Annotated in this window: 11 protein-coding genes; all 11 read left to right on the plus strand. The window is 35.9% G+C overall.

The window, feature by feature from the left end; translation table 11 throughout:
* Nucleotides 1–179 precede the first annotated feature (179 nt).
* The 11 genes from BN3107_RS05230 (at nt 180) to BN3107_RS05280 (ending at nt 22999) form a co-directional block, all read left to right on the plus strand.
* Nucleotides 180–5339: a family 43 glycosylhydrolase gene (locus tag BN3107_RS05230; protein ID WP_058306570.1), complete on the plus strand. Its 5160-nt coding sequence runs from the start codon at nt 180–182 to the stop codon at nt 5337–5339.
* 717 nt (nt 5340–6056) lie between these two features.
* Nucleotides 6057–7088: a LacI family DNA-binding transcriptional regulator gene (locus BN3107_RS05235; RefSeq protein WP_058306571.1), complete on the plus strand. Its 1032-nt coding sequence runs from the start codon at nt 6057–6059 to the stop codon at nt 7086–7088.
* Between the two features lie 185 nt (nt 7089–7273).
* Complete coding sequence (locus tag BN3107_RS05240; protein ID WP_058306572.1) at nt 7274–8995, plus strand: glycoside hydrolase family 35 protein; 1722 nt, start codon at nt 7274–7276, stop codon at nt 8993–8995.
* 158 nt (nt 8996–9153) lie between these two features.
* Complete coding sequence (locus BN3107_RS05245) at nt 9154–12966, plus strand: glycoside hydrolase (protein ID WP_058306573.1); 3813 nt, start codon at nt 9154–9156, stop codon at nt 12964–12966.
* 800 nt (nt 12967–13766) lie between these two features.
* Nucleotides 13767–14438 (plus strand): YesL family protein, encoded by a 672-nt coding sequence (locus tag BN3107_RS05250; RefSeq protein ID WP_058306574.1) that lies wholly within the window; start codon nt 13767–13769, stop codon nt 14436–14438.
* Between the two features lie 43 nt (nt 14439–14481).
* Nucleotides 14482–15381 (plus strand): carbohydrate ABC transporter permease, encoded by a 900-nt coding sequence (locus BN3107_RS05255; protein WP_058307018.1) that lies wholly within the window; start codon nt 14482–14484, stop codon nt 15379–15381.
* A 55-nt stretch (nt 15382–15436) separates the two neighbouring features.
* Entirely contained in the window at nt 15437–16240 is an 804-nt protein-coding gene (locus BN3107_RS05260) for a carbohydrate ABC transporter permease (protein WP_392389050.1), read from the plus strand.
* Nucleotides 16241–16369: 129 nt separating this feature from the next.
* Entirely contained in the window at nt 16370–17779 is a 1410-nt protein-coding gene (locus tag BN3107_RS05265; protein ID WP_058306576.1) for an extracellular solute-binding protein, read from the plus strand.
* A gap of 93 nt (nt 17780–17872) precedes the next feature.
* Nucleotides 17873–19693 carry a sensor histidine kinase gene (locus BN3107_RS05270; RefSeq protein ID WP_058306577.1) on the plus strand — a complete coding sequence of 607 codons (1821 nt, stop codon included), beginning with the start codon at nt 17873–17875 and terminating at the stop codon, nt 19691–19693.
* Nucleotides 19671–21278: a response regulator gene (locus BN3107_RS05275; RefSeq protein WP_058306578.1), complete on the plus strand. Its 1608-nt coding sequence runs from the start codon at nt 19671–19673 to the stop codon at nt 21276–21278. The genes BN3107_RS05270 and BN3107_RS05275 overlap by 23 nt, the downstream gene beginning before the upstream one ends.
* Nucleotides 21275–22999, plus strand: coding sequence for a heparinase II/III family protein (locus BN3107_RS05280; RefSeq protein ID WP_058306579.1), 1725 nt, complete (start codon nt 21275–21277; stop codon nt 22997–22999). Before BN3107_RS05275 ends, BN3107_RS05280 begins: the two co-directional genes overlap by 4 nt.
* Nucleotides 23000–23002: the final 3 nt, after the last annotated feature.

The following is a 23002-nucleotide window of genomic DNA, read 5'->3' on the forward strand; positions in this document are numbered from 1 at the left end:
TGCGAGTTTATCGTAAAAAAACGTACTAAATTTTAAAAATATTACATTTCAATTTAGTAGATTGCTAATCATAATTAACATTATACAACTAAGAAAGTAAGCGTTTACAAATTTGCGTAGAGAAGGAGGAACTTTTTACTACTAATCGCAATGAAACAAATTTTTAAGGGAGGTAAATAATGTTGGGTAAAAAATATCTTGCTCTTTTTATGGTTTTTCTTATGTTTCTGTCGCTTTTTCCGGTTCCGGCAACTGTGAAGGCGAATAATCATTCAGCAACTGAACTAATTGCACATTATGATATGACAAATTTAGAAAATCAACTGATCGATAAAACGAATAATGGAAATGATGCAACTATTATTGGGTTTGAAAGTGAAGATTTTAAAGAGGAAGACAATCATTCAATACTTGATTTCACCGGAGATAAAGACAAATATATAGAACTTCCACAAGGTTTAATAGATGACGAAACTTTTACAATTGAAACAACTTTTAGTACCAGCACTGCAGCAAACCATTGGTTATATACTTTAGGAACGATTGAAGCAGAATGGCCTAATGTTAACAATTATATTTTTCTAAATCCAAAACAAGGGAATGATTCGATACGTTTTGGGATAAAGGATGCGGAGGATGAATTATTATTCCAAGATGCATCGATTGCGTCTGGAGAATATCAAACCGTGACGGCCACCTTTGAAGACGAGTTGATTACCATTTATATTAACGGAGAGCTAGCAGGAGAATTGCCACACACCTATTCGGTGCAAGAGATTCTAGAAAATGGTGTGGAAGCTGGTTCAGATATTATTGGTTACATTGGGAAATCATTATATACTCCTGATCCCGCATTCACAGGAAAATTAGCTGATTTTAAAGTGTATAATGAAACTTTAACAGCGGCTGAAGTAAAACATATTTATTTATCATCTACAGATCAATTAATTGCACATTATGATATGTCACAAGAGGAAGGCAATTTAGTAGATGTAACAAATAATGGAAATGATGCGCCTGTTGTAGGTTTCGATCAGGCAGATTTCACAGCAGAAAATGATAACACGATTCTAAACTTCACGGGTGATAAATCGGAGTATGTCAAATTGCCAAAAGGATTAATTACTGATGAGACATTTACGATTGAAACGACTTTTAGCACAAGTACAGCGGCCAATCATTGGTTATATACGCTAGGAACAATGGAAGCGGAATGGCCAAATGTAAATAATTATGTTTTTTTTAATCCGAAGCAAGGAAATGACACGGTACGATTTGGAATAAAAGATGCGGAATCTGAAGAGCTGTTTCAGGAAGCATCGATCGAATCTGGAGAATATCAAACGGTGACTGCTACCTTCGAAGACGAATTAATTACTATCTATATCAACGGGGAGGAAGTAGGTAATCTTCCACATACTTTCTCTGTGATGGATATACTTGCAAATGGTGTGGATGTCGAAGCCGATTTTATTGGCTATATTGGTAAATCACTATATACTCCTGATCCGGCCTTCACAGGGAAATTAGCGGATTTTAAAGTGTATAACTATACCTTAACTGCAGAGGAAATTAAAGAAATGGCAGGATTAACGGATCAAGAAATCGTTGACAAAGCAAAAAGCGAGCTGGTTATTCCGAATGCCTCAGATATTAGAGGTAATATTACGCTCCCTAGTTCTAGTGCAGAAGGCGCGTCTATTACATGGGAAACAGACAATGCAGATGTAATTAGTGTCACAAAAGGGATCAACGAGAGTTATGATAATATCCCGCCAGGTGTCGTAACACGTCAAGCAACAGATACTATCGTTACGTTAACGGCTACTATTTCTTATGGTGATATTGTCGAGACTAAAGAGCTAGAGGTAACAGTCAAAGCCGCAGCAGAAATAGAAGATTATCAAGCCTATCTGATGACACACTTTACTGGTGAACATGATATTGGTGAACAGATCTATTTCGCTAATAGTGAAGATGGTTTCCATTGGGAAGATCTTAATGATGGTGATCCCGTGTTAACTTCAGACATTGGAGAAAAAGGAGTAAGGGATCCATATATTATACGTTCACCAGAGGGTGATAGGTTTTATTTAATTGCTACAGATCTACGAATTGCTAGTGGAAAGGGATGGGGTCAAGCCTCGACAAATGGTAGTAAATCGTTAATCATTTGGGAATCATCAGATCTAGTGAATTGGTCAGAAGCACGTATGGTAGAAGTTGCCCCATCAAATGCCGGTAATGCCTGGGCACCTGAAGCAGTATACGATGAAGAAACAGGAGAATATATTGTATTTTGGGCTTCTACAACACGGAATGAAAATGGAGAATACAGTGAAGCAGATATCTATTATGCAAAAACGAGAGATTTTTATTCCTTTACTGAACCAGAAATTTATATTGATCGACCTGGTGATCAACATATCATTGATACTACGATTATTAAAGATCATGACATGTATTACCGATATTCAGCTGATGGTCAAATTACGATTGAACAAAGTCAACAGATTTTAGGAGATTGGTCGGAAGTAGGCAACCTGGAACCATTAGGATTAACGAATGATGATGTCGAAGGACCTTTAATTTTTAAAATGAATGATGAGGATAAGTGGAATTTAATGGTCGATCAGTATGCAACAGGTCAAGGATACCTTCCATTATTAACAACAGATTTATCAAGTGGAGATTTTACAAGGGTGGAAGCAAATGATTATTCATTAGGGTCTAACCGTAAACGACATGGTTCGGTTTTACCTATTACAATGGAAGAATATCAAGCAATTCAAGAAAAGTGGAATCAAGAATCGGAAATTCCTGATGAAGAAGAACAGCAAGCACCTGTTTTATCGTATTCTTTTGAGGAATCAATGGATGAAGGCGTCATTCAAGACAACTCAGGTAATGAACGTGATGGTAAACTGTACGGAAATGCAACATATCAACATGATCAAGAAAAAGATTCCCAAGTTTTATATTTAGATGGAACAGACAACACTTTTGCAGGATTTCCTACAGGATTTTTCGATGGTAGAGATACGGTTACAATATCAATGGATATTAAACCAGAAACAGTAACAGGTAATTTCTTCACATTTGCATTAGGAAAAGACAATCAACGTTACATGTTTTTAAGAACAAGAGATACGGAAATACGTAATGCGATCACTTCCAATAGTTGGTCCAATGAGCAGGAAGTAAAAGCGAATACAGCTTCTGTAAAAGATAAGTGGATGACGGTTGATTTAGTCGTTACACCGACCAGTATGAAGATGTATAAAGATGGTATATTATTGGCAGAAAACAATAATATTACGGTCTCGATGTCCGACTTGGGTAATGATTTATTCGCTTATTTAGGTAAGTCATTTTATCCTGAAGATCCGTATTTTAGTGGTGCCTTTGATAATGTAGAAGTCTATAATCGTGCATTAAGTACAGATGAAATTCTTGATAAATCACTTTCATCTACAGGTATTGCTGCTTTTCAATTACCAGGACAGAAAGGTGTAACAGAGATCGATGCAGTGAATCACCAGATAACCGTACCTTTTAAAGGTAAAGAGGTTGATTTGAGTAATCTAACACCTGAAATTGTAATAGCATCTGATGCCGAGATAAGTCCAACTGCTGATCAAGCTCAAGATTTTACTGAGCCGATTAGGTATACCGTTACCGATAAAGATGGTAATCAACAAGAATGGACAGTAGAGGTTGAAATCTATCCATCTGCTACACTGCCTGGATTGTATGCTGATCCACAAATATTTGTACACGATGATACTTTTTATTTGTATCCGACAACAGATGGGTTTGAAGGATGGTCTGGTACACAATTTAAAGCATTTTCTTCGAAAGACCTCATCAATTGGGAAGATCATGGAGTTATTCTTGATCTTGCGACAGATGATGTAGAGTGGGCAACGGGCAATGCATGGGCCCCAGGATTTGCAGAAAAAGATGGGAAATTCTATCATTATTTCTCTGCAAATCAGCAAATAGGTGTCGCTAGTTCGTCCTCACCTACAGAAGGGTTTGAAGATGCACTTGGAGAACCCCTTATTCCAAGAGACGAATATTCTGGTCAGGCGATCGATCCATATGTTTTTACCGATGATGATGGGAAATCGTATTTTTATTGGGGGAATGGTTCGCTTTGGGGTGCTGAATTGAATGAGGATATGATTTCACTTGCAGAAGAACCAGTGAATATGACGCCTGATAATTTCAGGGAAGGTGTTGTAGTATTTAAACGTGATGATAAGTACTATTTAATGTGGTCGGAGAATGATACCAGAGATGAAAATTATCAAGTTGCCTATGCAATAGGGGACACGCCAATGGGTCCATGGACGAAACAAGATGTGATTTTAAATAAAGATTTAGCTCAAGGAATTAAGGCAACAGGGCATCATTCTGTGCTGAATATACCTGATACGGATGATTATTATATTGTCTATCATAGGTTTTCCATTCCAGATGGCAATGGATTTAATCGAGAAGTAATGATCGATAAAATGGAATTCAATCAAGATGGTACAATAAAAGACGTGGTACCAACATTAGAGGGGATAACAGAACCCGTGTATATTGATAAAGTAGGTACTGACCCAGATGAGGATGACGAAACACCTGAAGAGGACTTAGAGTTAGACTTCCATGAAAAACAAGAGGTTACAGCAGCTACAACTTATATCATTTCAGGAACAAATGCTCAGATTACAACGCCATCAGACTTACCTGAAGGAACAACGATCATTGTTGAACCCATGGATATAGAAGGAACCAATTATGAAGGTTTAAAAATAGCAGGGGAGGCATTTAACATTACGGTTGAGTATCCGGAAGGTGCCAGTGAACCAGCAAATGATTTTATTCTTAGCTTGGGATATCAAGCAGATGCAAATCCAGATGAGATTGCGGTTTATTATTATAATGAAGAAAAAGACGAATGGGAGCATCGTGGTGGCGAGGTAGATTTAGAACATCAAACGATCCAGATTGCTGTTTCACACTTTTCTAGTTATGGTGTTTTTGCTGAGATAGAAGATGATACAACAGATCCAGATAATAACGGAGATGGTAATAATGGTTCAAATGATGATGAGGATCAAGATTCAGATGATGATAACAATAACTCAAACGATCAGGATGACACAGATGACAATAATGAAATACCTAGCGGAAATCAGCAAACAAATGGAAAAGAAGGTGAAAAACAATCAGGTGATGAACTACCGAATACGGCGACATCTATCTATAACTACTTATTGATAAGCCTTATTCTCTTAGCTTTTGGAACTCTTTTATTGGCTGGTAGAAGACTGAAGAAATAACGAGATAAAAGACTGTGGCAAAAATTTTAACTCCAAACGATTTTGAATCTTCTAAAATCGTTTGGAGTTTTATGGATAACTATAAGATACTACGCAATAACTGATGTGTATGTATTAGCCAAAGTGGTAATTTTGAAATGTATTGTCCGATAAACATCCGCTCCGGCTGCCCACTTTCCTTTCCGCGGGGTTTTCCCTTCAGCTAACTTTTTCAAGCAAAGAACGCTTAAAAAAGTGGATCTTCAGGGAAAACATTCCCACAGGAGTGAAAGTGGTCAGCCTGCGCTAATATATTGGTTCTACAACTACTGTTACAGATAGCATTTTGAGCTGTTACTCCGATCAACGAATTTTTTACATGAGAGAAATACCATAATGCTACCTCATACTAGCGTTGTAGAATATCAAATTAGCGTAGGCGTCCGCTTCTACTCCTACGGGATGGTTTTCGCCGAAGATCCACTTTGGCAAGCGGTTTTTGCTTTCCAAAGTTAGCTGAGGAGAAAAAGCCGTGGAAAGGGAAGCGGACAAGCCGTAGCGATTGCTAAGCAGTGTTATTATCTCAAAAATAATACAACGCAAAAATTTACTGCCCAGTTTCATAATATTACGCAACTATATATATTTCATTGTTCATCTAGATTTTTACTATAGTGTGATAAAATAGTATAATAAGATCAGTTTGAATAAAACAAATCGATAAACTAGGTGACTAAAATGAAAAAAAATATAACTATTTACGATATAGCAAAAGAAGCAAATGTTTCTCCTGCAACTGTCTCAAGGGTTCTTACTGGAAATGAACGCGTCAAGCCAATTACAAAAGAAAAAGTGTTGGCAATTATTGAAAAGTACAATTTCCGGCCTAATAGTTTAGCAAGAAGTCTATTATTTAAACAATCAAAAATGATAGGGATCATTTTGCCAGATATTAACCACCCTTTTTTCTCGACACTTGTATTGAAGATTGAAGCACATGCATTATCATTAGGGTATACAACCTTTTTATGTAACTCAATGAACGATGAGCAAATCGAGTCCACTTACTTACATAATTTAGTGGATAAACAAGTGGATGGTATTATTTTTCTTGGTGGTCGAATCAATCAAGTGGAAACGAATCATGCCTTAGCTGAAGAAATGAATCAAATTATGGATCGAGTACCAGTTATTTTTGTCAATGGAGAGATGGAGGGTGTGGATACTCATATCGTTCAAACAAATGAAATAGATGGTATTACCAAAGTTGTCGATCTACTTAAAAATTTAAATCATCAAAAAATCGCTTTTCTTGGCGGTGAATCAGGAATTAGTTCACATGAAGTAAAATACAACGCATTTCAGCAGGCGATGAAGAATAATCAATTACCTTTAATTCCGGATTGGATATTGGCTGACGGTTTTGAAATAGCATCAGGGGAAGCACTAGCCTCCCAATTGTTAACTTTACAGGATCGACCAACTGCGATCGTTTGTGTCAATGATTTTGTAGCGATTGGAGTTATTAAAACACTAGAAAAATTTGGTCTAAAAGTTCCTGAAGATATATCTGTTGTAGGCTTTGATGATATATATTTAGCAAAGGATTTTCCACCTGGCATCACATCTGTCAGTCAAAATTATGATCAACTAGGACGAACTGCTGTAGATGTACTGATTAAACGGATTAATAATGAGTTAGCAGAAAAAAAGATCACCGTTCCGACAAAATTGATGGTGCGGAATTCTTGTCAACAAGTAAAGACATAATGAGAAAAATAAAGAGTTGACAAATAGATAAACATATTTTAGTATCTAATTGAAAAGGGTTTCAATCTAATTCAAATTATGAAACCCGTTTCATAGTAATTATAAAAATATGAAAATTAGACTAGAAAAAACAATTACCTTTAATCATGAAACCCATTTCAAGATTAAAGATTAGGGGGATAAACATGTTAACAACAAAAAACAGTCAATTTTACTTGGATGATCAACCTTTTCAAATATTATCAGGAGGAATCCACTATTTTCGAATCGTTCCTGAATATTGGGAAGATCGATTACGAAAATTAAAAGCATTGGGATTAAATACAGTAGAAACGTATATACCATGGAATGTTCATGAAGCTAAAAAAGGTGATTTTAACTTTTCAGGATTAGCCGATATTGAAAAATTTATCGAACTTGCGGATCAATTAGATTTGTATGTAATTCTCAGGCCATCCCCGTATATTTGTGCAGAGTGGGAAATGGGTGGATTACCTGCTTGGCTACTAAAGGATAATGATATCGTATTAAGAAGCAGTCATCCTACTTTTTTAAAACATGTAGAGGATTACTTTGATGTACTATTACCGAAATTCAAGCGATACTTATATCAAAATGGTGGACCGGTTATAGCGATGCAGATTGAAAACGAGTATGGGGCATATGGAAATGACCAAGCCTATTTGGAGTTTTTAAAACAACAATATCAAAAACATGAGCTGCACACCTTTTTATTTACTTCAGATGGACCAGATTTTATTGAACAGGGATCATTACCAGATGTGACAACAACACTTAACTTTGGTTCTAAAGTCGAAAGTGCTTTTGCAACGCTTGATGCCTATAAGCCAGGTTCACCTAAAATGGTGACCGAATTCTGGATTGGCTGGTTCGACTATTGGACAGGAAAACATCATACCAGAGATGCTCAAGATGCAGCAGATGTATTTCGTGAATTAATGGAACAAAAAAGCTCCGTCAATTTCTACATGTTCCATGGAGGTACGAATTTCGGTTTTATGAATGGTGCTAACCATTATGATATCTATTATCCAACCATTACAAGCTATGACTATGATAGCTTGCTCTCGGAAAGTGGAGAAGTTACTGAAAAATATAAGAAGGTGAAAGAGGTCCTTTCCGATTATATCGAAGTTCCTGAAGATTATCATAGTCAAATAGAAACAAAGAATTACGGGGAAGTAGAATTAACGGAATCTGTAAGTATTTTTGATATGATTCCACAACTAGGAAGAAAAGTCAGCCATATTGCACCATTAACCATGGAAAAAATTGATCAAGCCTATGGATATATCTTATACAAGACAAACGTAAATAGACAGGGAGAGTTATCATTTAATATTGATGCCATTCAGGATCGTGCATTTGTTTATATCAATGGTGAGTATGTGGATACAGTATATAAAAATGATGAGATCAAAGAAAGAAAATTAAACTTTCCTAATCAAGACAATGTGTTGGAGATATTAATTGAAAATATGGGACGTGCCAACTATGGAGAGCATTTAACAGATCAAAAAGGTCTTGTGAAGAATCTATGGTTAGGTGAGCAATATTGGTTTGATTGGGAGATGTATGCGATCGAATTAGAGACATTACCACAAAGTTTTACAGGTTCTGATACTAGATACCCTCGATTTTTTAAAGGCTATTTTACTGTAGATGTACAAGCAGATACCTATGTTGATTTAACAGGTTTTTCTAAAGGTAATGTATTTATTAACGGCTTCAACCTTGGCAGGTATTGGGTCACTGCAGGACCACAACAACGACTGTATCTACCAGGTCCCTTGTTAAAGCAGGGAGAAAATGAATTAGTTGTCCTCGAATTAGAGAATGCTGATGAGAAGAAGATACATTTAGTTGATGCTCCTAAGTTAGCTTAGGATTTCAAATATTATTGAACAGAAAGTTGTGTCCGTTATCCGATCATCGTCTTTTGAAATTGGGTAACGGACGATTAGACAATGATTTAAAAGGAGGTGAACCTTTTTCTTTTTTTATGTAAGTTTAGCAATGCCTAAAATTAGAGAGGATGAAATCGTTGAAACAGTTAGTGAATAAAATGGCTTTTAGCTTAAGTATTTTTGTTTTATTTTTTGCAACACTTACCCCTGTTTCTGCAAATGCACAAGACTCTACTAATCAATCAGAAGGCAGCATAGATACGACAATAAAATTAGACCCGAGCTATCAGCATGCACCATTCGATGGTTGGGGAACAGCATTAGTATGGTTTGCAAATGTAACAGGAGGCTGGCCTGATGATATACGAAATCAGCTAGCTGACGAACTCTTTGATGAAAGCGGTTTAAATTTAAATATTGCCAGGTATAATATCGGTGGAGAAGATGCCCCGGAGACGGAACCTTATATGCGTCTTGGAGCAGCTGTACCGGGATATTGGAACCGACCTGCAGAATTTGCGCCACCAGAGGATGGGCAAGAGCAAGAAAATTGGTGGGATCCTGACAATCCTGAACACTGGGACTGGGATAAAGATGCCAATCAACAGTGGTGGTTGGAAGCAGCCAAATCAAGAGGTGCTGATACGTTTGAAGCGTTCTCAAATTCTGCACCGTATTTTATGACAAATAGTGGTTACACATCAGGAAATACGAATTCAACTGAAGACAATCTGCGGGAAGACAAGTACGATGAATTTGCAACCTATCTAACGAGAGTTGTCGAACATTTTGAAGAAGAAAAAGGAATCACCTTTAACACACTTTCACCAGTGAATGAGCCTAATACAGATTATTGGGGCGCGCAAGGTAGACAAGAGGGATCACATTGGTCACCGGATTCTCAAGCGAAAATCATTAATGAGGTAAGCGACAAACTGAATGATTTAGGGTTAAATACGGACATCGCAGCGATGGATGAGACGAACCCACAAAAATTCCGTCAAAACTGGCAAGCATATAATCAAGCAACTCGTGATAATGTCGGTCAAATGAATGTCCATACCTATTGGCCAGAAGAAAGAGGAGCTGTGCGAGATATTGCAAAAGGGGAAGATAAACGCTTATGGATGTCTGAAGTTGATTTAGGACCTAGTGGAATCCCGCAAGATTTTGACAATATTGAACCAGGCTTGGCATTATCAGAGCGAATCACTTCTGATATTATGACTCTAGAACCGAAAGCATGGGTTTTATGGCAAGCGATTGAAGATCAAGTCAATATGAATGCTGATAACGAGAATATGAATTGGGGCTTGATTCATGTTGACTTTGATCCGGAAGATTTTGATGGTTTAGAATATTATAAAAACAAAAAATATTATACGATGGCTAACTATACGAAGTTTATTCGTCCAGGCCATCAAGTGATAAACACAAATAATGAAAATACATTAGCAGCAATTAATAAAAAGGATCAACAGGCTGTGGTAGTTTATACCAATCAGTCTGAATCAGAAGAAAACATTGCACTTGATTTATCAGGTTTTGGCGTGATCGATCAGTCTGCAAGTGCAGTGCCATATGCTACTACAGCTGAAAAGAATGTCGAGCAAGGAGAAGCTATTGATATCGATAGTAAAACACTTCAAACAACAGTGGAACCAAAATCTGTAACTACGTTTGTTGTTTCAGGAGTCGCTGGTGTGAATGATGAGGAAAGCTTCTTACAGGAAGACAAGCGCTTTAAAATCGAGAATAAGAATAGTGAAAAAGTGCTTGATTTAAACGGACAAGATCTTGTTCAAAATACATCTGAAAAGGATAAAGCAAGTCAAGAATGGCAGTTAGACAAAGTAACAGATGATTACACTTCCTCTGAAGAATATCATATTGTTCATGCAGCAACAAATGAAGTATTAACATCAAATGATGGTAATGTGATTGCATCAGCTAACGAAAACACTGATGCTCAAAAATGGATCCTTTCTACTTCAGGGAAAAAAGACTATACATTTATAAATAAAGCAACAGGTACATTATTAGAAGTTGGTGGCCAATCAACAGCAGAAGGGGCTTCAGTAGGTGTATGGGAAGCGAATGCCGGTGCTCATCAAGAATGGACCATAATGGAGTCCGGTATTACTAAATTAGAAAATATAACTACTTGGACAACGATAGGGAATTCTCCAGATCTTCCAGAAACCGTTCTTGCCTATTACGGTGATGGAGAACAATCAGAAGTATCTGTGGAGTGGGATGCTATAACTTCCGAACAGTACAGTCAAGAAGGAGAATTTGAAGTTGAAGGTAGTGTAGAAGGAACTGATTTACAGGCAACTGCCACTGTATATGTAAGCAGCATTGAGCAGTTAAAAGCTACAAAATTAAAAACGGTCAAAGGAGTAGCACCTTCTTTACCGAATACAATTAAAGCAGTTCTATCCAATGATGAAGAAATGGATGTTACAGTCGATTGGGAACAGGTCGAGACTGATGACTATGCTGATTATGGAAAATTCACCATCACAGGAGAGGTAGAGAATACAGATCAACAAGCACTTGCTACAATTCAAGTTGTTGAAAGTGGTCTCGAGAACCTAGCATTGCGTGATAGCTCTGTAGCATCTGCATCTTTTACAGGACAATGGGATAGTGTTGACCATGTGAACGATGGTGTATATTCGGATGAACGCTGGACCAATTGGGTTCCCAATGAATGGAGAGAAACAGACTGGGTAGAGATAGACTTTCAGAATGATCAGGTTATTTCAAAAGTAGATTTTACCTTTTATGATGATGAAGATGGTACAAGGCCTCCAAAATCATTATATCTTGAATATTGGGATGGCGACGATTGGATAAAAATCGAAAATTCAGATACCACTGTAGAGGAAGAGGATGAAATTTCGATTGAATTTGAAGAGATCACTACTTCTAAAGTAAGAACGCAATTAACGGCAATGGAAGAAACCTGTATTGCAATTGTTGAAATGGAAGTTTATGGATTGGGTGAAACGCCAGTAATAGGTGATGATGCATCGCTTGATTCGATTTTGATTAATGATCAAAACTTAGAAGGATTTCAATCCGATCAATATTCTTATCAAATAGAATTAGATCATGGCGAAACGCTGCCAACTATTTCTGCAATGACTGCTGATATATTTGCTACTTATCAGATAGAAATGCCGGACACTATACCGGGAGTAGCAACCATTACTGTTTTAGCTGAAAATCAAGAAGATCAAAAAACGTATTCGATTTCGATAACGGAGAAAGAAAAAGAGCCGGAAGAGCCGGAAGAACCGGAGGAACCGACAGATCCAAGTGATCCTGAAGATCCTGGTGACAATACGCAACAAGAGATAACTCTAAGTAGCGCGAATGAAGTGCAATATTTTGATGTAGTAGCAGGCCAACTATACACAATCAAAGGGACCAATAGTTCGATTAAAATGCCATCTGATTTACCAGAAGGCACAAAACTAGCAATTTATAAGAATGATGTCAAAGACGATCAATGGCAGGTGGCTGGTGACAGTTTCACCTTTAAGTTTGACTTTGCTAAAGGTGCAGATAAACCTCAAGAGTCCTATCTATTAACGTTAGGTCTAGATGAAACGATCGCTGGCGATAAAGATATCTATTATTTTGATGAAGAAAATGAGCAATGGATAGCACAACATGCTACAAAAGATCAGGGAGCGACCCTATCAGTAGAAGTCAATCATTTTTCTAGTTATGCAGTATTAACAGAGAATAAAGAAGATGCCAAAGAAGAAGAGTCGGAAGATAATCCATCAAGTGATGCAGACTCAGGAAAAGACAATAACGATTCATCTAACAATTTGCCAGAAACAGCAACGAATCAATTTAACCTATTACTGGTGGGAATCGTTTTATTACTTATCGGTATCGGTGTATGGTTGTTCCGTCGAAAACTTAACTAACAGGTATTTCAGTTAGCTAGCTAAAGCATAACATGTTTTAGCTAGTCTTCTTTTTATACGTTAGGAAAGCATAAAATCCTCGGAATCCACGCATTTTCAATGTAGCTATTTTGAAATATAGTGTATATTAATCCATCGCTTCGGCTGTCCGCTTCCCTTTCCACGGGATTTTCGCCTAAGCTAACTTTAGTAAGCACAGAACGCTTTCTAAAGTGGATCTTAGGCGAAAATTACCCCGTAGGAGTGGAAGCGGACGGCCTACGCTATAAAGGGGTTCTACAACGTTTTTGACAGCTAACTTGTCGAGGTTTATTAACAATATGAAATAAATGTCGCCATATCACTACTTACACCCGTTGCAGCGCATTAATTAGCGCAGGCGTCCACTTCGACTCCGCATTTGTCAGCGCCAGTCTTCAGCTAACTTTGTAAAGTGTTCTTCTTTACAAAGTTAGCTGAAGACGCGCCCCCTGGTATAGGATACACTGCGAAAGCTTACTTGAGCAGATGTTGACTTATGCCCGTGGTAAAAGCGAAGTGGGCAAGCCGTAGCGGTTGTTAAATCTATTATACATTTCAAAATTACTGCTAAAAGGACTGGATGGGCTTTCCCGGTTTTTGTGATCATGGTGGAACCTCTATTATTATGTAGAAGAACAAGTATTTCATCTGATTAAAAAATTCCCCCTTCTTACCAAAACGCTCTTTCGATGTAAAATATCTTCTGATAAAAGTAAAAATAGTGCTATTTTTATGAAAATGAAAGCGTTTATAATTCTTGTAAGGAAGGGGGAAGTTAGATGCAATTTGATTCATCAAGTGGTTTGTTTAAAATGTGTGAGTGGTTATATCGACTAGCCTTCTTAAATTTGTTAGCCATTTGTTTTTCGATTGTAGGTGGTGTGATCTTTGGTGTCTTTCCAGCCATAACCGCTATGTTTGTTTTAAATAATAAATGGCTCCAGGGCGAAGGGGATTTTTCAATAACAAAAGAATTTTGGATCGCTTTCAAAAAGTATTTCTTTAAAAGTAATTTGTTAGGAATACTTATTATTCTGACAACGATCACATTGTATATTGATTTTGCACTCGTGCAAAATTTTAATGGGATTTTGTATTATATTATTCTGAGTAGTTCTGCAACGGTACTAGTGTTAAGTTATACCGTACTTTTATATGTGTTTAGTTTAATTACCGTATTTCCTCAGAATTCATTGATAAAACAGATAAGAAGAGCAATCCAAGTCAGTACTTTATTTCCACTTCAAACACTGTGGATGACATTGTCATTAATAAGCTTTCTTTTTATATGCTGGGTGATACCAGGATTTGCATTTTTATTTGTTGGAAGCGGATTATCGTTTATCGCAATGTACTTTAGTAATTTTGCTTTTAAACGAATAGAAGATCATAAAAACAAACATTCCAGTGTATCTATTCTTAGCGAAAGAGGTGTTATCCATAGTGAGTAAACAATTTACAACAACAGAGGAATTTAAAGAAGCTCCAAAAACGATCGGAAAATTAAGAAAGTCGAAAATTGAGAAAGACGAGAACTTTATCGGCTTTTTATTTGTTTCACCAATGTTATTAGGTATTTCTGTCATTGTTTTATTTCCGATTATTGCAACTTTTATTCTAGCTTTTGCAGATTGGAAGTTCATAACAGGTATTGATCAGCTAAAATGGATTGGTTTTGAAAATTTTATTAATTTAGCGAATGATGAGAAATTCATAAAATCAGTCATCAATAACGCCATTTTCATTTTAACCGTTCCAATTACCATGATGTGTGCCTTATTTCTTGCAGTCATCATTGATAAAAATGTCTATTTGAAAAGTTATTTTAAAGTCGCCTTTTTTATGCCGTATATTTCGAGTGTCGTGGCGATTGCAGTTGTCTGGCAAGTGCTATTTCATCCATCACAAGGACCTATTAATCAAGTATTAATGACATTCGGCATTCAAAATCCACCAACATGGATTTCAGATCCGAATTTCGCATTGATATCTCTTATGATCATTCACACATGGATCTCAATAGGCTTTAGCTTGATCGTGTATATTGCAGGTTTACAGTCTATTCCTAAAGAATTATATGAAGCAGCGGATATAGATGGAGCTAATAGTTGGTATAAATTCAGAAATATAACCGTTCCTTTAATATCACCAACGTCCTTCTTTCTTTTGATTACCGGGATCATCGCATCATTTAAAGCCTTTGATTTAATTGCCGTTTTAACACAAGGTGGGCCATTAAATTCAACCACAATGTTAGTCTGGCATTTATATGAGCGGGCCTTTCTTGATTTGGATGTAGGATATGCGTCAGCCATTGCTGTTGTACTATTTTTATTTGTTTTTACTATTACGATCCTGCAATGGGTAGGTCAAAAGAAATGGGTCAATTATTAATCGAAAGGGATGTGTTAGGATGCGAAAGGAACGTAAATTTAACATAAAGAAAATCATGAGCACGATCATCTTATTCTTTTGCAGTATTGCTTTCTTGTTACCTTTTATTTGGATGCTTTCCACTTCTTTAAAAATTGAAGCAGATGTATTTAGGTATCCGATTGAGTGGATACCTTCGAGATGGAATGCGTTAGCAAACTATCAAGAAGTATGGTTTGGCGATTATCCTTTTTATATTTATTACTGGAATTCGATAAAGGTAGCTGTTTTAACAACATTAGTATCTGTCGTAGTTTCATCTTTAGCTGCTTATGGTTTTTCGAAAGTGAAGTTTCCAGCAGGAGCATGGTTATTTATTATTGTATTAGCTACTTATATGGTTCCACCACAAGCAAGTTTGGTACCGCAGTTTATTCTATTTCGTTATTTAGGGGTATTCGATACACATTTTGGATTGATATTACTAGGTAGTTTTAGTGTATTAGGTACGTTCATGCTTAGACAATTTTTCATCGGTATTCATAATGATTTTATTGATGCCGCAAAAATTGATGGAGCAGGACATTGGCGGATATTCTGGAAAATTGCATTACCAATCGTTCGTCCGGCTGTTGCAACCTATGCGATTTTACGTTTTATCTGGACTTGGAATGATTATCAAAATCCGTTGATATTCTTAAGAACTGATGCCTTATATACGATTCAATTAGCGATGCAAAAGTTCACCACTATTAACGGAAGTTTTTACACGCTGATCATGGCGGCAGCAGTATCAGCGATTCTACCATTATTAATCGTATTTATTATGGGTCAAAAACATGTTATTGATGGTATTGCCTTAGGTGGTGTGAAAGGATGACTTAAAAGAATATTTACTTAAAGTAAAAAAAGTGTTGTCAATGGTAAAAATAATGATATCGATCTAATTTAAAGATTTGATACCATCATATATGTAAGGGTTTACAAAAATACTTAGGGGGTTTGTAAAGTGAGTAAAAAAGTCTTCATGTTATTATTTAGTATGATTTTATTAGTTGGGGTACTGATGGCATGTAATTCAGGAGGAGAAGAGACAGCGGGAGATTCAGAACCTGAAGATCAAGAAAATACCGAAGAAACAGAATCAGGAACGGAAGAGGAAGCAGAACCTGAATCAGATGAGAAAGTTCAAATCAAATTCCATACGCATGGGAATGAGGCTTCATATAACTGGTCTGAAACAATTCCTGCTTTTGAAGAAGCAAATCCAAATATCGAAGTGGAACTCGTCATTCTAAGTGAAAGTGGAGATACAAATGAAGCACTGCAAAAATTAGACCTTGCAGCTTCTTCTGGAGAGCAACTGGACGTCTTAATGTTTAGTGATCCAGCATCTTATGCACAACGAGTAGATCTAGGTATGGTAGCTCCGATTGATGAATTTATCGAAGAAGAAGGATATGAGGTCACCGAAGATTACAAGGTGAATACACAACTTGGTGATGAATATTATGCACTACCAGGAAAATTTAATCCATGGTATGTTTTAGTCAACCAAGACCACTTAGATGAAGCGGGTCTTGAAACACCTACTGATTGGACTTGGGATGAATATGCAGACTATGCTAAACAATTAACAAACGATGATCACTATGGAACCTTCTTCCACGGACCACAAAATGGTGGTTGGATGGAATATTTAAAATTAGCATTAGCAAGTAAGGAAGAGGAAACAGAATTATTAAAAGCAGATGGAAGTTCTAATTTTACTGATCCAATGTTTAAAAAGACGTTAGAACTGCGTTGGCAAATGGAGAAAGAAGATCAGTCTGCTACACCATATACAGACATCATGTCGCAACAATTACATTATCGTGATACATTCTTTAATCAAGATGCAAGTCTTGTAATGATCGGAAGCTGGATGAATACGGAATTAGGTGGTACCGATCAATTCCCGTTAGAATTCAATGTAGGAGTAGCGCCATATCCGAAAAATAACCCAGAAGATGAAGGAGGATATACTCCTGTAACAACAGACTACATGGCAGTTGCCTCTAATTCAGAGCATAAAGAGGCTGCATATAAATTTATTCGTTGGTATACAACAGAAGGTCAAGTAGTACAGGGTAAAAATATACCGTCTTGGAATGGGGTTGGCGATGATGAATTAGAAAACATCGTAGACACTATTTTAAATGACACTAATAATCCAGAAAAAGTAGATAAAGAAGCATTAATCTCCGTATTAAAGAATTCAAAAGCTTCAAAATTGGTTCCACCTGCACCGTATCAAGCTGAAATTTATGAAATGGCAGGAGACGAATATGAGAAATTAATTTATGAAGAACAGGATATTGATGCGACGATAGAAGCAATGGATCAAAAAGCACAAGAAATAATTGCGAATAACGAATAAAGCTTGATGAAACGCTCTATCGTCAATTACACTTAAGGTAAGGGACGTTAATTCCGTTGTCCCCCAACATTCTTGATAGTAAGGAGGATGAAAATGAGGGTTAAATTTCGGGGATTAACGTCTCCTTCTTTTCGTTCAAAGGTATTTCTTGCTTCTTTTATTTGCATTGGTATTCCTGTTTTATTGTCTTTATCGATTTATAGTTATCTAACTAGGGATGCAGTGGAAGAACAAGCGATGCAGAATGCCAACAAAGAGCTTGATTTAACAGAAGAAAATATCTCACGTGTTTTAGATGATGTGATGAATGCCTCTAATTTTGTGCAAATTGATTCTGAATTAAATACCATTTTGAAAAATAAATCGAATTTAAGGTTAGAGGAATTTAATAAGCAAAGTTATAGTGAATATCTTGAAGATCGTCAGGTACGTAAAACGATTGATAATATTACACTATTAGGTGAAAAATCCTATGTAACAATTTTATTGAAAAATGGTAAGTATTACACGAATTATTCAACTGCTCAGTATGACCCGAATTCGCTTTATCAAGAACAATGGTTTAACGAATTGCAATCACTAAATGGCTTTGAATCTTATTGGTCTAGCGTTGAACCGACAGTACTTGCCTATGAAAGAAGCTTAAGCCCCTATCAATTCTCAGTTGCACGAACGTTAAGAGATAGTAGCCAAGAAATATATGGGTATGTGGTGGTCACATTACTAGAGACAAAGGTTAGAGATATTTTAAATAACACAAATCAATCAGAAGATATCATGCTTATTGATAACGATTACAAAATTTTATCTCATAAAAATCAAGATCTTATTAGTCAAAATGCAGATTTTGTAACGAAGATAGATCCAAAAGAAGGATCACAAATTACAGAACTCGATAATCAAAAATACGTTGTAACGACGAAAGAATTATCTGTTAATGATTGGCAACTTGTTTCTGTCATACCTTATAAAGCCGCCACATCTAATATTAATTCGATTTTCTCAGAAGTGTTTATTTTGTTAGCGGTTTCTTTTGCGGTATTTTTTATTATATTAGCTTATTTAATGAATCGAATAACAAGACCATTACGATACTTGGATCGAGTCGTCAAAAAAGTACAAACTGGTGATTTATCAATCAGATCCAAAGTAGATAGTAATGATGAGATCGGCGAATTTTCTCAGTCATTAAACGAAATGTTAGATCGAGTAAACATCATGATAGAGGAAGTTAATCAGACCCATAAACGAAAAAGGAAAGCAGAACTAGCGATGTTACAGGCGCAAATTAATCCTCATTTTTTATTTAATGTATTAAATTCTATTCGGATGAAAGTATTTAAATTTGGTGATAAAGAAAGTGCCAGTATGATTCAGTCCCTTTCCAAGTTATTGAGATGGACGATTGATTATAAAGAGGACAATATTAAATTTAGTGATGAAATTAATTTAGTGAAGGATTATGTCAATGTCATGAATATGAGACAAAAAAATAAAGTCGAATTGTTTATAAATATCACACCAGAGTCTAGCCAACAATTGGTTCCACGTTTTTTATTGCAGCCTTTAATTGAAAACTCTATTATTCACGGTTTAAATCAAAGTTCCGGTACGATTAACATTAAAGCGGAGATATCTGATGATTTTTTTGTAATCAAAGTCGAGGATAATGGAGAAGGAATAGACAAAGAACGATTGAATAAGTTAAATCAAGCTTTACTTTCAGAAGATTCTAGTAAGAGGTCTAGAAGTGGTTTTTCTAGCATTGGTATGACGAATGTATATGAACGCCTGCAGCTATCCTACTTGGAAAAACCACAAATGATCATAGATAGTAAGCATGATGCTGGTACGACAATTACGATAAAGATTCCACTAGGTGGTGAGAAACATGTACAAGGTTATGTTAGTTGATGACGATTATCCTACGATTGAGTTTTTAACAGAAGCTATAGATTGGGAAAGCTTAGGGTTTGAATTAATAAGTACGCATGAGAATGGATTACAGGCTCTAGAATTTGCGAAACAAACTACGCCAGATATATTAATTACTGACATTGGTATGCCCAAAATGGATGGCATCGAATTAACGAGAGAAATTAAAAAACTGAAAGACAGTATTCAGGTAGCAATCATTTCCTGCCATAATGAATTTTCCTATGCACAACAAGCGTTAAAGCTTGATGTACAAGATTATATATTAAAAGAATCATTAGATCCCGAAGATTTGCAAAAAATACTTTTGGCCTGTAAAGAACGATTAGATAACAATACTACCAAAGTGATAGAAGTAAAAAAATTACAACATAAAATTAAGGTGAATCATGATATCGAACATCAAAAACTATTAAGACAATATATACAAGGTTCTTCCAATAAGTTTTTAGATTTGTTCAAGCAAGCGAACTATAGCATACCCGTTTATTTTTATATCAATGATTATTATAAAGTAAAGAAAAATTTTATTTCGTCCGATACACTTCAGTTTGCAGTGCAAAATATTATGCAAGAGATTATTGATAGTCAAGAATCACAGCAATCCTATTGTATTCATTATGAAAATAATAAGGGCTTTGTCTTTTACCAACATTCCTTAACGATTAAACACGATGTACACGGTACGTTAAAACAGCTTTTAAGAAAACTTCAAGAAGCTTTAAATCGATATTTATCTATTGATATCAGTTTTGTGGTAAGTCAGCAGGTGGAGAATAACGATATAAAGGATTCCATCCATTCGTTACTAAATAGTGAGGAACAAATTTTTTACGCAAACAAAAATATAATAATGAAAAAGAGCGAAGAGTTATCTAGTTATCAAGGCCAGGAGATGTTTGATTATTATCAGAATGTTGCTAATCAGCTAAAACAAGCGATCTTTGAGCGTGATATCATGAGTTTTACTAATCATTTAGATAATTGGATACATTTTTGTGTTAGTAAACAGTACAGTTCAAAAATTGTAAAAGAATGGTTTTTGCGAATGGTTTTAGATTTAAAAATGAGGTTAAGAACCATCCCCTATTTACAATCCAATTATTACGTAGAGTCGTTACAAGAGGAAGTTTTTTTATTAAACACTATCTATGAATTACGTAATTGGTTAATAGAATATGCTCAAAAATGTTTAGCTGAAACCAACCAGCAACTTAAAGATAAATACCACAAAGATGTTTTAAGTGCATGTTATTATGTCTCACATAATTTAGAGAAAAAACTGTCACTAGATGAAGTAGCAGATTACTTATATCTCAATGCCAGCTATTTTAGCAGACTATTCAAGAAAGAAATGCAAATCACTTTTGTAGAATATGTAAAACAAAGAAAGGTAGAACGGGCAAAGGAATTATTGGAGATAACAGATGATTCAGTAGGAAGTATTTGCGAACAATTAGGTTATGACAACCAAAGCTATTTCATTAAAGTATTTAAAAAAATAGTAGGTTACACACCTTTAGAGTATAGAGGGAAACAAATAAATGGGGTATTTGCTAAATGAACGTGACAAATAATGATTGGTTAAAAACAGTGAAATCAAAATTAAAAATGGAGGGGGATCGTTATTTACAGGAATCTGTTTCAGAGATCACCTTCCAAACCTATCGTCAATTCATGAAAGAAGGAGAACGTCAAAGCTTTGAGGCCCAATATTTTCTGCGAAGAAGACGATTGACTATCTTTGGTTTGCTTCTTTATTTATATCCTGATGAGCGAGCTTATTTAGAAGCGTTAGAAAACGAAATATGGCAGATCTGCAATGAATTTACCTGGTGTTTACCTGCACATCTTGACCAGGATTTAGAGGAACAAAGCTATGAGACTTATAAACAAACCAACCAGCTATGCTATACGATCGACTTATTTGCTTCAGAGACTGCTTTTTCTTTAGCAGAGATCGTTTCTCTTTTTGAAGAACAACTCGATGATTTTTTAGTGAACAAGATCAAGATTGAAATAGATCGGAGAATTTTTACTCCCTATTTGAATACTCATTTTCATTGGGAAACTGCTACACATAACTGGGCATCGGTTTGTGCAGGATCAATAGGGTCTGCCGCGTTATATTTACTGGAAGGTAACGAACAAAAAACAATTATTGATCGTGTGATCGTAACGATGGAGTACTACTTAAAAGGCTTTGAAGATGACGGGGCATGTCAAGAAGGATATGGATACTGGCAATATGGTTTTGGTTATTTTATTTATTTTGCTGACTTGCTTAAAAAGTATCAGAATATCGATTTACTAGATAATCCGAAAGTGAAGCGAATAGCACTGTTTCAACAAAATAGCTTTTTAGCGTTGAATCATGTGATGAATTTTGCCGATGCAGAACCAAAAGCGAAACCGATGATTGGTTTTACTCACTACTTGCATCAGCAATTTCCGAAGGTACATGTACCACCTCATCATTTGGTAGCTAGCGATATTGTAGATCCATGTGGGAGATGGGCTCCAGCAATTAGAGAATTATGGTGGCATGATCCAACTACTCATGGTGATGAATGGCCAGAAATATCTCAACTTTTTGATCACACTTCGATCTTCTTATCTAGATGGAAGGCAAAAGGAGAGAACTTTGGATTTGCGGTAAAAGCTGGTCATAATAATGAACCGCATAATCATAATGATATTGGTCAATTTATTTTGTATGGGATGGATCAAGTCTTTTTGCGAGATCTGGGATCAGGTCAGTATAACAAAGCATATTTTGGTGATGGACGATATCAGTTTTTATGTAACAGTTCAGAAGGTCATTCTGTTCCAGTAGTTAACGGATATCAACCAGCGGGGCAAGAGTATAAAGGTGTTTTTACAAAGGTGGAACAACATGCTTCTTATGATCAAATAGAAGTAGATATGACAGAGGCTTATCAGGATCAAACACTTGAAAGATTCACTCGAACATATACTAGCAATAAGGAACATACATCGCTAGTTATGAAAGATTTTTTTCAATTTTCTCAGGAACCTGATATGTTGATAGAATCTTTCATTGTTGCTGATCTTCCTTATTATTTAAAGGAAGGTTACATTTTGTTAACTGGAAATAAGGGTGAACTAGAATTGTCCTATGATAACAAAAAAGTAGGATCGACGGTGAGACGAAGACATTTTATTAATCATCAGGGGCTAAAAGAGTATTTTTTACATATATTATTTGAACTGAAGCAACCAACTAAGATTCTGGATTTAGAATTCGCTTTTGTGTTTAAGTAGACG

The sequence above is a fragment of the Gracilibacillus massiliensis genome (assembly GCF_001458115.1).
Taxonomy (GTDB): domain Bacteria; phylum Bacillota; class Bacilli; order Bacillales; family Amphibacillaceae; genus Gracilibacillus; species Gracilibacillus massiliensis.

Coding starts and splice junctions, on each gene's coding strand:
- BN3107_RS05275 (WP_058306578.1), top strand. CDS start 19,671: ATGTACAAGGTTATGTTAGTTGATGACGATTATCCTACGATTGAGTTT.
- BN3107_RS05250 (WP_058306574.1), top strand. CDS start 13,767: ATGCAATTTGATTCATCAAGTGGTTTGTTTAAAATGTGTGAGTGGTTA.
- BN3107_RS05270 (WP_058306577.1), top strand. CDS start 17,873: ATGAGGGTTAAATTTCGGGGATTAACGTCTCCTTCTTTTCGTTCAAAG.
- BN3107_RS05240 (WP_058306572.1), top strand. CDS start 7,274: ATGTTAACAACAAAAAACAGTCAATTTTACTTGGATGATCAACCTTTT.
- BN3107_RS05230 (WP_058306570.1), top strand. CDS start 180: ATGTTGGGTAAAAAATATCTTGCTCTTTTTATGGTTTTTCTTATGTTT.
- BN3107_RS05280 (WP_058306579.1), top strand. CDS start 21,275: ATGAACGTGACAAATAATGATTGGTTAAAAACAGTGAAATCAAAATTA.
- BN3107_RS05260 (WP_392389050.1), top strand. CDS start 15,437: ATGAGCACGATCATCTTATTCTTTTGCAGTATTGCTTTCTTGTTACCT.
- BN3107_RS05235 (WP_058306571.1), top strand. CDS start 6,057: ATGAAAAAAAATATAACTATTTACGATATAGCAAAAGAAGCAAATGTT.